Here is a 12,574-nt window from a genome sequence, read left to right on the forward strand (position 1 = left end):
CCCTGGATATCTCTACTTTATTTTTTGTATTAGGGGGTTTTAACTTTTTCCTATTTTTCCTAAAATGGAATGCCTAGCACAACATCTATATCAGCACCTAATCCTAACACAATAGATGAATATATATTGTAATAAAATGCTCTGCCGAAATCATTTTTCTGCGATGCTAAATAGTACGCATATGCCATTATAAGACCGTGAAGAATAGTTGCAAATATAGCTATTGGACCTAATCCATAATACAAATCACCTAGAAGATCGAGTACTACAGAGAATAGTTGATTGAGTCCAGCAAATGTTAGAGCCCATCTCCCTAGTACCACAGCGAAACTATGTAAACCCATCTCTTTGTCGAATTCGGCATCAGGTATATGATTATAAAGATCGAACCCCGCAGCCCATAAAATTGTTCCAATTACGAAAAACCATGGGACTTTCAAAAGAATCTGAACTAGGGAATTATAGTACAAACCCAATACAGCCACGGCACCACTAAATACTGCCAATCCTTGGATTGATGCCAGATGATAGTTAGCGAATGCAGTATATCTTTTCATATAAGGGTATGACATTACTATTATCGCTACAATAGGAGATAAGATAAATGCCCAGATATTGACAAAATATGACGTAATAAAGAATAAAATCAGAGAAGTAGTAATCATAGCCTTTGCTTCACTTATTTTTATTGCACCAGTTACTAAAGGTCTATTTTTGGTTCTAGGATTCTTCGCATCTATCTCGACATCTGCTAAGTTATCGTTAGTCATTCCAGCAGTTCTTAAAAAGAATAAAGCCAAAAAAATCAATATTAATGTTGAAATTGGAGAAATTCCTTTAATTGCAACGAAAGCTCCTAAATAGGCCATAGGTAAACTAAAGAAAGTCTGCTCTATCCTTAAGAATCGCAAAATTACGTAAAATTTACTTCTAGTATTCTTGTTTAATCCGCCAGGATCCCAGCTCACACAATATAATTATCTGCACTTGTTTTTAATGTCTTCTTTAATTGTAGGTAATAATCAAGCCCATCTACTAATGCCATGACTGAAGCTTCCACAACGCTTTTAGATACTCCTTCTGTTCTCCAGTTCATTTTATTATCTGTAAATTCTATGGTAACCCTAACGACACTCTCAGTGTTCTTAACTTCACTAGGCAATATAACCCTATAATCTATTAACTTAACTTCACTTATTTCTGGATATACCCGCTGAAGTGCCATTCTTAGCGCTCTATCTATTGCGTTTACTGGACCTACCCCTTCAGCAACTTCGAGCTGAGAATTAACTTTAACGATCCCTATTGAAAGACCATTATTCTCGTTTATTACTTTCCAGTATTCTAAATTTATATAATTCGTATACATGTTTAGCTCCTTTAGTGTTATCAAAATTGCGGAAGCTGGACCAACATCAAAACTATATCCTTTAGTCTCAAGTTCCTTAATCTTATTTAAAGCTTTTTTAAGCCTTTCGTCTTTCTTGTCAACAACTATTCCTATGCCTTGTAAATATGAGACTAGATTTGCAGTTCCAGACAATTCTGAAATTACAAACTTTCTGTCATTACCTACCAATAAAGGATCAACATGTTCATACGCTCTGGGTACCTTCATTACAGCATCAACATGAACACCAGCTTTGTGTGCGAAGGCGTTATCACCAACATAAGGTTGATAGGGATTAGGAGGTAATCCTAGTATTTCATATACTATTCTTGAAACCTCCCTCAATTTCCTTAAACTATCTCTACCTTTTAATACATTAAATCCCATTTTTAACACTAATGTGGGTATTATCTGTATTAGATCAGCATTACCAGTTCTCTCGCCAATTCCATTTATTGTTCCTTGGACATGCCTAGCTCCTGCTTTTATAGCCATTAAAGAGTTGGCAACTGCACATCCTATATCATTATGGGCATGAATACCTAGTTTAACATGTAATACTTCTCTAACTTTCTTTGTTATCTCATAAACCTCAAATGGTGGTGTACCACCATTAGTATCTGCTAAAGCAATTACATCTGCCCCCGCAGATTCTGCAGTTTTCACTACTTCGAGTGCATATTTTGGATCTTCTTTAAAGCCTTGATAGAAGTGCTCTGCATCAAATATCACCTTAAGACCATGTGATCTCAAATAATTAATGCTGTCATATATTATATCTAAATTATCTTGCTTAGTTACCTTTAGGACTTCAGTAGCATGTAGTGACCATGACTTACCAAATATTACAGCAAAATCAACATCTGCTTTTATTATACTATTTAGACTAATATCTTCCTTTACGCTAACATCTTTTCTTTTGGTACTTCCAAAGGCAGCTATTCTAGCTTTAGATAGTTTATATTTCTTTATCTCTTTAAAGAACTCCTCATCCTTAGGATTAGATCCTGGCCATCCTCCTTCAATATATTCTACTCCAAGCTCATCTAAGAGTAATGCTATCTTAATTTTATCATTTAGAGTAAAAGATATATTCGCGCCCTGCGATCCATCTCTTAATGTTGTATCTAGAACCTCAACAGATTTCTTGGACACCGAACATAGGTGAAAAATAATGGGAAGATTTAAAAGCTTTAATGATAATGGGAAAAAATCATATTTCATTTTTAGCACCATAATGCTAATAATCTTTTTAATAACATTTGCGCTTTTCTTAGAAATCCCAAACTATTTTCCCAATTATAAATATATTAGCCTTGTTTACAAAAGCAATCTCAAAAACGTTGAGATATCACCTAATTTAGGTATAAATATTGCAAACATTACTATTAACGATTTCAATAATACGCTAATCGCATTTACTTCAAACACTTCTACGATCAATATTTCAGTCATAAATGAAATTGGTAAGACTATTATTAATCAGCAAGGATATATAGGAGTGAAATTGATAAACGGAACCTACAGAATATTCTTGATAAATACTGGACAGCAGACTGCGTATTTAACCTTTGATTATGGTGTGTTCAACTATAATCTAATCTCTTCATTTTATTCATCTTTAGCGTTACTTAAAGTGATTTATGAAGTGATCATGGCAGGAAGCATAATATTGGGTTTGTATTCAATAATCCGAGGATTAGCTAAAGGAAGTAGGATAACTAGGAAGCTAAGGTTAAGAAAAAACAACTGATTTAAGCCAAATCAGTGCATCAGTTATGAAACTAGGTCCCATATGAGCTAAATAATCACCCTTGGTGAAGATTATACGCTTACTTAACAGCTGAAATAATCCTCTTTGTTGTAAAATTGAATAAAATCTCTCCTTTTCGTAATCTGTAAGCTTTTTCGGCTCGTAAATTAGAATGTCTGGATTTCTTTTCAAGATTTCGTCATCATTGGGTGTGAAATAGGCTTCAGAAACGTCATCGAAAATATTAATACTTCCTAATAGTGATATTCCGTCACTGATATGAGTTGGAAAACCTACTGTTATAGGTCCGCCTAGGTCCAGTTCCACATAGACCTTTAGCTTATTCTTAAACCTCCCAACTTTAAGCTCATTTATAATAGTGTAAAGATTATAATATAATTCTCTGGCGTTTTGGTAGGCTCCTAAAACATTTCCAATAAGTAAAACGTTATTCAAAATCCCTGCGATGTTAGTTGGAACTGGTAAGGGATATACGTTAAAACCTAAACCAATTAATTTTCTTGTTAGCTCCTTTTGTGCTCCTGCAGTAGTAAATATTATATCCGGATTAATTTGCTCTAAGATATCCATATTAACGTGAGTATAACTACCTGCCTTTAATGTTCTTCTCGCCTCTTCTGGTCTATAACTAAAGGCGTCTGTGGCTTTAACCTTATCTCCTAAGCCTAAAAGAAATATTATCTCTGTAGAAGCTGGATCTAGACTAACTATTTTAGTAATTGGCTTCGGAATTCTTATATAATCATCTTGTAATGGATTATAAACTCTTATGCTCATTTATTAAAATTAACAGAATACATCTTTATATTTATTTAACTCCAAGGCAAGTTATAACTCCAAACGCTCTTCTCACATCCCTTAACAAAACCTTAACTTGTAATTCTTTAAGCAATGTTTCACAAGAACACAACTCATCCACGTCAGAAATATATATAATATTAGAGTAATAGTATTTCGAAAGTTGATTTAATTTCTTATCATCTTTGAATGAAGAAGATACTACTATATAATCTATTCTATCATTTAGAATATAAAGAGATTTTAAGGTCATCTTTAAGGAATACACAAGAACATCTAGGGGGGTAGATTCAAGATACTTTATACCAACATAGATGCCAGCAGGCATTAAATATAGCTTATCACTACTTTCTTCTACATTATCAACATGTCTAGAAATTACCAGATCAGCAGTTGCCTTATGATCGACTACTGAGTATCCGTCATATAGTATATAATTACCTTCATAAGAGTCTAAGTATACACTAACCTTTCCTTCAGTTACTAGCTTTTTATTAAGAGAATTCACAATTTTGTGATCATAATTATGAATTGAAAAACCATTAAGCCAGCTAAACTCTTCTACACTATATAGTCCCTTAACTCCAGTGGACGTTGTTAGGACTAAATTTGCACCTAAGGAGTCAGCCAAAAAACTTGATATTAAGGAACCACCCAAATGTTCTTTTGTTAGAGGAATTACTGAACTGCCATCTTGTACAACATTTATTATAATCTTATTGTGAAATTTTAGGAAATATTTCCTTATAGTATTATTAATGGAGTTGACAGAAATTATAATGTCAGGATCGTTATCGACAATCGAATATCCAAGTTCATTGAACAATCCCTTTATTTGCTTTACCAGATCCTTATTAATGCCGTTTACTAGAATCCTTGATACATACAACGCGTATAATATTTTTAAAAACACCTTTTTAATCTTAATTATTAAATTGGGAAGCCTATAATAAGCGATATTATATATCCTATCAACATAAAAGGAATTACTGGGATGCCCCAAGCAACCCATATATACATATCTGCTGAAATTTTACCTTCATTAACTAATTTTGAATAAAGCTCTCGCCAATATTTGTCATCTTCCTCTACTGAAAAATACTCCCTCAAAGTTATTGAACCGTCTTCCTTTATCTCAGTCAAAGGAAATAAAAACTTCGAGTTAATGAAATCTCTTATCTTGATTCTCTTAGCGGATAATGCCAAAAGAACTCTTTTGGAGAAGGGGAGATTTCTAACATATCTATAGTACTTTATAAAATTTATTAGACTAAATATAAAAATTGCTATTGACGAATATAATACTATAATTAGAGGCTCTAGACCTATAATCGAGAAACGACTCGGAACTAGGGAAGTAACTGAGGAGTTTGCGAGACTGAGTATTACGTTTAAAAATAAATCGGCCCCACCTAATAAAGAAAGTTTGTACAAAACTAAAAATAGGAGATTAGTGATTATAAACGAGTACAAATAAATAGGAATGAATAAATTGTGAAAATTAAAAATAATGAATAAGCATAGAGGAGAGTAATAAATCCATACTTTTGGATCAACTTCTCTATATTTAAGATCAAGGACTGAAGTGTGAACCAGCATTAAAATGGAAAGGAAAACTTGAATATAATATATAATGGTCACGGCAGGAAGTCCCTCTCATGCAATACCCTTCTTCGGGGCTGTCAAGGGACTAGATACCCCATGATTTAAAATAATCATAACACATAATAAATCTTGTGTAATATGCAGTTTCAAGTTCACCATTACAATCAACATTGATATGCAGTCTATAAAATTTCTGACTCTCCTTATCTGAAGATCAAAGTTTATCTTTAAGTTACAATTGGTTACTTTATTAATACCTTAACATAAACGTTACGAGATAATCCATATTCTGCAGAAACCTTTAAAAAGCCATAACCGGAAGCCTTGCCCTTTAGGGTAGGATGTGAAATGCTTATTAATGGGAGAACAGTAATATGCATAGTGTGGGGATCTCTAACCCTCTCGTCTGCCCCTCGGATGAGAGATGTAGACCCTAATCGATGAGGAGAACCTATGAACCACCAAGAAGGATTCCTTATCCTTTAGGGTGGGGAGGCCAGAGAGAATTCAAATTTGCTAGCTAAAGGGCCCGTCGTCTAGCCTGGTTAGGACGCCGCCCTCACACGGCGGAGATCCTGGGTTCAAATCCCAGCGGGCCCATATGTAAAACCTCGTTGTTTTAAATAATTAATTATCTTTCTAACTAAATTTTCGTCATCACAAATAAGTGCATTAAAGACTTAAATTATGAAGAATAAAAACAAGAAGCTTACAGTGCAAGAAGGAATATATGTTAATAAAAAGATCAACAAAAAGAACCATTGCGCGGGCCCGCCGGGATTCGAACCCGGGACCTACGGGTTGCTTTCCGCAACCCTTTGCGGTTAAAAGCCCGCCGCTCTACCTGGCTGAGCTACGGGCCCAAACGTATGTAGTTAATTGAGATTTGGTTAATTAATTTTTCTTCGGTTTTTTACGTCCGCATCCATTATACTTCACGTGGCAAATATAGGCTAATTTTATTTATATCGATGCAAATGTTAACGCTGACATGCTAGTTAGCGCGCTAATAGTGATGATGATAACCTATGGCCTTATAATTTCTAGAGGTATTACGAAAATACCACCTTGGGCTTCAATGTTTTTTGGTGGCATCCTTATGGTTATTCTAGGTGTAATATCTCCAGAAGAAGCTCTACAATCAATAAATTTAGATGTGATATTATTTCTTATTACCCTTTTTACATTTGCATCAGCATTAGAAGTTTCAGGGTTTTTAAAATTTCTTGCATATGAAATTATAGAAAAGTACAAAGAACCTAAGAAAGTTCTCTTCTATATTCTTTTATATTCTGGTTTGTTGTCTAATTTAGTTACCAATGATGGGATATCAGCAAGTTGGACTCCAGTTATCCTAGAGTTAAGTAGAATGATAGGCGTTTCTGAAGTTCCCTTTCTTTATGCACTAGCAGTTGGTGTTACAGTTGGGAGCGTTATAATGCCTACCGGAAATCCTCAAAATTTGCTGATAGCTTTAGAATCTGGAATTAGGAACCCTTTTATTGTATTCACAATATATTTGACTTTACCATCAATAATTAGTCTAGTAATTGCTTATTTTATACTCTTTCGACTATTTAGAAAATCACTGTCTTTACCAAATGGACTTAATATGAAAAAAGAGGAAGGAAAAATAGATTTCGATAGAAGACTTGGATATCTTACATTAGCCTTATTGGCAGTCACTGTAATATTATTTTTTTCCTTAAGTTTCTTTAAAATAGATATTTTACTAGGCTCATTAGTTACATCATCGCTCTTACTTCTTATAACGGAAAATAGAAGGGATATTGTAAGAAGAATGGATTGGCCAACTATATTATTTTTTATTGGATTATTTATATTTACTGAGGGAGTATTGAAATCTGGAATTATACAATATTTAGCTAATTTTCTTCCACCTCCAGATAACGTGGCTAGCATAATGATCGTGAGTATTTTGTTGAGTCAAGTATTGAGCAATGTGCCATTGGTTGCAATTTACATTCCGATCATGATCTCTCATGGTAATATTACAGTAGTTGACTGGTTGGCATTAGCCGCTGGTAGTACTATAGCGGGTAACTTTACCATATTAGGCGCAGCAAGTAACGTGATAATTTCCGAAGCTTCTGAGAGTAGAGGTGGAAAAGGATTTAATTTCGTAGAATTTATGAAGTATACTATACCTATTTTAATACCAAATGCAATTATCATTTATTTATTTTTGATATTATTCGTCAGATAATGGTGTTTCTGGTACTTTTACAACAACTACATAGCCTTCTTTATATTGTCCCATATCGGGGTCCAGATCTATGAGTTCCATTCTATCTTCGATATTAGATAAATTAAGAATTTTCACCTTTAATCCCTTGTATACCCTCTTGGCTTCTTGCATTGCTTTTTCAATTTCTTTATAATCCTTACTATAATCGTACACCGCTGCTTCTTGTAGAGCAACTAGGGTACCTAAAAACGAACGCATAACCACGTATTATTTATCCCTATCTGTTATAAAACTTAGCCTTATAGAGCCAGTATAGTAGAAATGATGCACATAAAATTAATTTTTGGACCCAATGGTGATATGGGGCTAGCAAAGACTATTTACAATTTAAAGATGTCATATCCTAACGTGAATGCTGAAGCAGAATTTAGCTTATTATGTTCTACGCCAATGTTACAAATAGGAAATAAGACTATAAGTGTTATAGAGTATACTGATGATGAGATAATAGACCTTATAGTAAGCGCAGTAACCAGTCACGGAAAGATTGATCAGCTAAGAGAAAGCGGAGGGGATATTTATCAAAATGAGTTCAAGGATTTTCCGCCGGGTCCCAATTTTTCAGAAGTTTTAATTTGATTTTGTTATATGGTATAAGTTAATGATTATCATAATAGGTGCAGGAATAGCTGGATTGTTGCTAAGTAAGAGAGTAAACGCTGATTTAATACTGGAAGAGCAGCCTGTCATTGGTGGTGTTTTCGCTTCTGATAATGTGTTTGGAGTAGATTTGCCTTATGTGTTGCCGATAATAAATAATCCTATGAAACTGACAAACATAGGACTTAACTATATTGAGTATGATTTAAAAATATTGTACAGAAAATATGACTATTTTAAAGATAAAATTTGCAAATTTTGCGATAAGTTACCTACATGGTTGAATTTTGATTTAATGAGAAAATTATACGTCGTACGGAATATCCCGGATTTTATAGCTACTTTATCTAAAAATGTGAGAATAGTTAAGGAATATCCTATAAGGATAGATGATAAGAAAATTATAACTAATAAGGGAAATGTGTATAAATACACCAAGACATATAACACTGGATCTTTGAAAAAAATGAGCAAATTATTAGGATTGGATAACTCAAATCTAAAGCATAAATCAGTGCTGACTTTAATGATATTAGCAAGGAAAGAATATGAGAGAGATTGGAATGTGCACTTGAGCGGAGATACAGCAGATTCTTTCTCAGTAATAATTAGGCTAGATAATATCATTAAAGATCTCGACTTATATTATGTTTACTCCTTCATTGATACGAATCAAAAGAACATTGATATAGATAGAATAATACTAGATCTAAAAAGAAGACAAATAATATCCCTCAATGAGATAGTAGCCTTTAGAAGTAAATTGATATCAGAAGCTCTTCTATTTGGCGAAATAAATGATAAAATGCTACCAAATGTAATAAACTGTGGTAGATTAGGTGAGTGGAAAAATTACGACATTATCGAAACTATATCAAGAATTCAGAATTGCTAAATTCCTCTGTAAGTTTACCTGCAATAGTAGCTGCTTCAATAATCTCCAGTCCACTTAACCTTAACGCAAAATATGCTCCTAACAAGAAGTCACCCGTTCCTACTTCGTTTCTGCCTGTTCTACTAGGTCTGTAAGTATATTTTGCTAGCGTATACGTATAAACGTTGAACCCATTATGTCCATCTGAAATTATGATTTCCTTAAAACCTGATTTAAATAGATCGCTTAATTCTAGTTTAGAAGATTCAAATTCCTCCATATTGCCATGTAGTACCATGTAATTACTATTAAATGGAAAACTTAAACCCCTTTCATATTTAATTTCTTCTGACTCTACACAATTCCTAATAAAACCTTGAATATCTACTGCTATGGGAGCAGAGCTTTGAATATTAATATTGTCAATTTCCTTACACACTGGATTTACCAGAATTCCATCAACTGTGTTATCATCGATCACTCTTATCTTACTTTTAGGCTTTTTAAGTAAGATTAATCTTCTCCCACTATTCGTTAAATCAATTTTAAACCTAATTGTATATTTGTCATATATCAGTTGCTTCTCTAAATCAGATATAAAATCTATCTCAAAATTAAAATCCTCTCCTATTACTCCATACAGTTTTGGTATACCACCACCTCTCATTACGCCAAGTGATGAATATATTAAAGGTCCACCCGGTCTTATCTTCCCTTGTATCTCGTCTATTGTAAATCCTCCTACTATTAATATCTTATTCCTCTTCAATTTCTTCTTCACCAACTGATAGCTTAGGTTCCTCTTCCTCTTCTTCAGTTCTTATCTTTTTCTGTAACCATAACCCATGTTTATGTGCATCTAAATGCCTTTTTAAATCTTCTAAATCAAAAAAATATGTACTATAGTCAGTTGACACACCTTTAGCACAATTTGGTGAGCATATAGGACAAACGTAAAGCTTAGTAGTTTCATCATAGCAAATTGTAACCTTTTTATTATTATGATCAATCTCTATTGCTTTCCACTTAGGTGACCATCTCGTTGACATTGGTAATATAATTGTGGAGGCCAAATATATAATATTAAGTACTCATTTCTTCCAAATTATTATTAGGACATGTCGTATACATTAAACAATATTGTTGAGAGACTGTCTCGAATGCAAATAATTGAATAACAATAGCAAGAGAGAATATAGTATTATGGATTATAAGGAATGAAATGCAATCATATCTTTCAATATAACGTAAGATTAAACTTATATTGTGGGGAAAATAACCAAATATAGAGAAAATTCAAAATTTCTCAATAACTTATCTCTATTTTTGAATAATTATCTGTAAACTTGTACATAGATTTATTGAATTATTTGCGCTTGGGATGCTCTCTTGAAGCCCGAATAAAACATAAGGGTGAGAAAAGTGGAGGCCCCCAGTTGCAGGAATAGATGTATCAAAAGATAAATTAATATGTATTTTCAAGGCAAACTTTACGAGTTTGCTAATGATAGGCAAGGGTTTGAGGAGATAAGGAAGATCTTACCTAAGGGTTGCAAGATAGGTATAGAAAGTACTGGAGTTTACCACGTTAACCTAGCAAAGTACTTGATGGGCGAGTATGATGTTAGGATCATTAATCCCTTCATACTTAAGAAGTTCAAGGATTTTAGGGGTAAGAAGAGTGATAAATGATGCTTGCGGAATTAGTTGTAAATATGGGGGATAAGTTGAAGTAAGTGATGCTAGGGAGTTAACGAGCCAATGGGATTTTGTTACTAGGAGCATTACTAGGGTTAAGGTTGAGGAGGGATTTGGTACTTCTAGGCTATAGTGATAGCTTGTCCAAGAAGAACTTGGAGGAGGTTTTGAGGGGCGAGGATAGTATAGTGTTGTCTGAGGTTTCTTTTGGAGGAGTTGGAGAGGCTTGAGGCTAGGAAGATTGAGGATAGGCTTAGAGAGTTAGTCCCCAAGGATAGTTTGATTTTTACTATTCCGGGTATTGGTAGGACGCTGGGTTGTATTATCTTGGCTAGGGTTGGTGATGTTAAGCGTTTTGGTGATAAGAAGAGGTTTGTTGCTTATTGTGGTCTTGTTGTTGAGTCTAGTGGTAAGAGTGTTGTTTCAAGGAGTATTTCTAAGACGGGTGATGCTGTTTTGAGGAGGGCTTTCTATCTTCCAGCTCTAGTCACTATTAGAGTTAACCCGGTAATTAAGCGTTTTTATGAGGAGCACAAGGGTAGGTTTAGGGGTAAGAAGCTGATTGTTGCATGTACTAGGCTGTTATTACTTGGGCTGTGCTGTATTATAATAAATCATTTGACGCTAGTGAGTAAAGCAGGTTTCATCACTTGCATAAGTAGTGTGGCTATGCTCGATTTTTCATGGAAAAGTTTTTATACGGAAGCTCCCCAAATGGTCCAAGCTCGATTCTTTGTAGTGTTGAAATGAGAAAGTAATATTGATGACAGGACCCATAATTACGTATTAGACAAGTATAGATGTAAAAAGAGAAAAATGGACTTAGCTTTAGTATAAATAATATAAGTGCAGTGATATAGCAGAAAGAGCAATACTTATATAATGAATAAAGTAAGATAATAATTGGCGGTCCGAATTTGTCATCTTCTCTCGACGACTATCCTCTTTCTTTAAAGACAATGTACGATATAGCTGAATTTATACTTAGGGCAGCCAAAGCAATAAAACCAGAACAAACAAGTAAAATGATAAGTGAATTGGAAAATTTCTATAAAAATAACCGCAATGGAAAAGTATTAGTAATGGGAGCAGGTAGAAGTGGATTAGTAGGAAGAGCTTTTGCTATGAGATTGCTTCATTTAGGTTTTAACTCCTATGTTTTAGGGGAAACCATCGTACCCGCTATTGGGAAGAACGATATAGTAGTTGCTATTTCCGGTTCTGGTAGAACCAAATTAATATTGACAGCCGCAGAGGCGGCGAAAGAAGCTGGAGCTAAATTGATATCGATAACAAGTTACTTCGATAGTCCCCTAGCAAAAATATCCGATGTAGTAATTGAAATCCCGGGTAGAACAAAGTATTCGAAAAATGAAGACTACTTCGCGAGACAAATTCTTGGAATAACTGAACCGTTAGCACCATTAGGTACATTATTTGAAGATACAACACAAATATTCTTAGATGGAATTGTAGCTGAGCTAATGATAAGGTTAAAGAAGACTGAAGAAGATTTAAGGTTAGTTCACGCTAATATTGAACTATAGTTTCTCTTCAGTCACTCGC

At 34.0% G+C, this 12,574-nt stretch carries 13 protein-coding genes, 2 tRNA genes and 2 pseudogenes; 8 read left to right on the top strand and 9 right to left on the bottom strand.

Annotated features, from left to right (window positions below):
• Nucleotides 1–59: 59 nt before the first annotated feature.
• Both YN1551_RS03830 and cimA read right to left on the bottom strand, forming a co-directional pair.
• Nucleotides 60–968, bottom strand: a complete 909-nt coding sequence (locus YN1551_RS03830; protein WP_012717223.1) for a 4-hydroxybenzoate octaprenyltransferase — start codon at nucleotides 966–968, stop codon at nucleotides 60–62.
• Nucleotides 965–2,614: a citramalate synthase gene (cimA, locus tag YN1551_RS03835; protein ID WP_187146885.1), complete on the bottom strand. Its 1,650-nt coding sequence runs from the start codon at nucleotides 2,612–2,614 to the stop codon at nucleotides 965–967. The genes YN1551_RS03830 and cimA overlap by 4 nt, the downstream gene beginning before the upstream one ends.
• On the opposite strand from cimA, the gene YN1551_RS03840 reads away from it, so the two are divergent.
• Nucleotides 2,565–3,143 (top strand): hypothetical protein, encoded by a 579-nt coding sequence (locus YN1551_RS03840; RefSeq protein WP_012714122.1) that lies wholly within the window; start codon nucleotides 2,565–2,567, stop codon nucleotides 3,141–3,143. The two genes, cimA and YN1551_RS03840, sit on opposite strands and share 50 nt — an antisense overlap.
• Here YN1551_RS03840 and YN1551_RS03845 read toward each other — a convergent pair.
• From YN1551_RS03845 to YN1551_RS03855, 3 genes are read right to left on the bottom strand one after another with little or no spacing between them, the layout of a single operon-like run.
• Nucleotides 3,126–3,941 carry an ABC transporter substrate-binding protein gene (locus YN1551_RS03845; protein ID WP_012717225.1) on the bottom strand — a complete coding sequence of 272 codons (816 nt, stop codon included), beginning with the start codon at nucleotides 3,939–3,941 and terminating at the stop codon, nucleotides 3,126–3,128. The two genes, YN1551_RS03840 and YN1551_RS03845, sit on opposite strands and share 18 nt — an antisense overlap.
• 31 nt (nucleotides 3,942–3,972) lie before the next feature.
• Nucleotides 3,973–4,974 (bottom strand): cobalt-precorrin 5A hydrolase, encoded by a 1,002-nt coding sequence (locus tag YN1551_RS03850; RefSeq protein ID WP_012711963.1) that lies wholly within the window; start codon nucleotides 4,972–4,974, stop codon nucleotides 3,973–3,975.
• Entirely contained in the window at nucleotides 4,893–5,561 is a 669-nt protein-coding gene (locus tag YN1551_RS03855; RefSeq protein ID WP_187146834.1) for an A24 family peptidase C-terminal domain-containing protein, read from the bottom strand. The genes YN1551_RS03850 and YN1551_RS03855 overlap by 82 nt, the downstream gene beginning before the upstream one ends.
• A gap of 363 nt (nucleotides 5,562–5,924) precedes the next feature.
• On the opposite strand from YN1551_RS03855, the pseudogene YN1551_RS18070 reads away from it, so the two are divergent.
• Nucleotides 5,925–6,011: pseudogene (locus YN1551_RS18070) on the top strand (transposase); the annotation flags it as partial.
• 81 nt (nucleotides 6,012–6,092) lie between these two features.
• A tRNA-Val gene (locus YN1551_RS03860) sits at nucleotides 6,093–6,167 on the top strand.
• A gap of 166 nt (nucleotides 6,168–6,333) precedes the next feature.
• On the opposite strand, the gene YN1551_RS03865 is transcribed toward YN1551_RS03860, so the two are convergent.
• Nucleotides 6,334–6,430 (bottom strand) — tRNA-Lys (locus YN1551_RS03865).
• A gap of 128 nt (nucleotides 6,431–6,558) precedes the next feature.
• Here YN1551_RS03865 and YN1551_RS03870 point away from each other — a divergent pair.
• Entirely contained in the window at nucleotides 6,559–7,794 is a 1,236-nt protein-coding gene (locus YN1551_RS03870; RefSeq protein WP_012716476.1) for an anion transporter, read from the top strand.
• Here YN1551_RS03870 and YN1551_RS03875 read toward each other — a convergent pair.
• Nucleotides 7,780–8,040 carry a hypothetical protein gene (locus YN1551_RS03875; protein ID WP_012711960.1) on the bottom strand — a complete coding sequence of 87 codons (261 nt, stop codon included), beginning with the start codon at nucleotides 8,038–8,040 and terminating at the stop codon, nucleotides 7,780–7,782. The genes YN1551_RS03870 and YN1551_RS03875 overlap by 15 nt on opposite strands.
• Before the next feature lie 57 nt (nucleotides 8,041–8,097).
• On the opposite strand from YN1551_RS03875, the gene YN1551_RS03880 reads away from it, so the two are divergent.
• A complete protein-coding gene (locus YN1551_RS03880; protein ID WP_012711959.1) occupies nucleotides 8,098–8,415 on the top strand; it encodes a hypothetical protein in 318 nt (105 codons plus the stop codon).
• A gap of 22 nt (nucleotides 8,416–8,437) precedes the next feature.
• Nucleotides 8,438–9,331: a hypothetical protein gene (locus tag YN1551_RS03885; RefSeq protein ID WP_012716475.1), complete on the top strand. Its 894-nt coding sequence runs from the start codon at nucleotides 8,438–8,440 to the stop codon at nucleotides 9,329–9,331.
• Here the strand turns inward: YN1551_RS03885 and YN1551_RS03890 are convergent.
• Both YN1551_RS03890 and YN1551_RS03895 read right to left on the bottom strand, forming a co-directional pair.
• The gene (locus YN1551_RS03890) at nucleotides 9,306–10,079 is read right to left on the bottom strand and encodes a carbohydrate kinase family protein (protein ID WP_012714117.1); all 774 of its coding nucleotides are present in this window, start codon (nucleotides 10,077–10,079) and stop codon (nucleotides 9,306–9,308) included. The genes YN1551_RS03885 and YN1551_RS03890 overlap by 26 nt on opposite strands.
• Nucleotides 10,066–10,359: a hypothetical protein gene (locus YN1551_RS03895; protein WP_012711956.1), complete on the bottom strand. Its 294-nt coding sequence runs from the start codon at nucleotides 10,357–10,359 to the stop codon at nucleotides 10,066–10,068. Before YN1551_RS03895 ends, YN1551_RS03890 begins: the two co-directional genes overlap by 14 nt.
• Before the next feature lie 395 nt (nucleotides 10,360–10,754).
• On the opposite strand from YN1551_RS03895, the pseudogene YN1551_RS15740 reads away from it, so the two are divergent.
• Both YN1551_RS15740 and hxlB read left to right on the top strand, forming a co-directional pair.
• A pseudogene (locus tag YN1551_RS15740) lies at nucleotides 10,755–11,643 on the top strand (transposase).
• Between the two features lie 282 nt (nucleotides 11,644–11,925).
• Nucleotides 11,926–12,555: a 6-phospho-3-hexuloisomerase gene (hxlB, locus tag YN1551_RS03915; RefSeq protein WP_012711955.1), complete on the top strand. Its 630-nt coding sequence runs from the start codon at nucleotides 11,926–11,928 to the stop codon at nucleotides 12,553–12,555.
• The last annotated feature ends 19 nt before the right edge of the window (nucleotides 12,556–12,574 follow it).

The sequence above is a fragment of the Sulfolobus islandicus Y.N.15.51 genome (assembly GCF_000022485.1).
Taxonomy (GTDB): Archaea; Thermoproteota; Thermoprotei_A; order Sulfolobales; family Sulfolobaceae; genus Saccharolobus; species Saccharolobus islandicus.

What these genes read in the sequence shown, in the direction of transcription:
- YN1551_RS03885 (WP_012716475.1), top strand. Translation starts at nt 8,438, where the DNA reads ATGATTATCATAATAGGTGCAGGAATAGCTGGATTGTTGCTAAGTAAG.
- YN1551_RS03880 (WP_012711959.1), top strand. Translation starts at nt 8,098, where the DNA reads ATGATGCACATAAAATTAATTTTTGGACCCAATGGTGATATGGGGCTA.
- YN1551_RS03870 (WP_012716476.1), top strand. Translation starts at nt 6,559, where the DNA reads ATGCTAGTTAGCGCGCTAATAGTGATGATGATAACCTATGGCCTTATA.
- YN1551_RS03855 (WP_187146834.1), bottom strand. Translation starts at nt 5,561, where the DNA reads ATGCTGGTTCACACTTCAGTCCTTGATCTTAAATATAGAGAAGTTGAT.
- YN1551_RS03895 (WP_012711956.1), bottom strand. Translation starts at nt 10,359, where the DNA reads ATGTCAACGAGATGGTCACCTAAGTGGAAAGCAATAGAGATTGATCAT.
- YN1551_RS03850 (WP_012711963.1), bottom strand. Translation starts at nt 4,974, where the DNA reads ATGGGTTGCTTGGGGCATCCCAGTAATTCCTTTTATGTTGATAGGATA.
- YN1551_RS03845 (WP_012717225.1), bottom strand. Translation starts at nt 3,941, where the DNA reads ATGAGCATAAGAGTTTATAATCCATTACAAGATGATTATATAAGAATT.
- YN1551_RS03840 (WP_012714122.1), top strand. Translation starts at nt 2,565, where the DNA reads ATGGGAAGATTTAAAAGCTTTAATGATAATGGGAAAAAATCATATTTC.
- cimA (WP_187146885.1), bottom strand. Translation starts at nt 2,614, where the DNA reads ATGAAATATGATTTTTTCCCATTATCATTAAAGCTTTTAAATCTTCCC.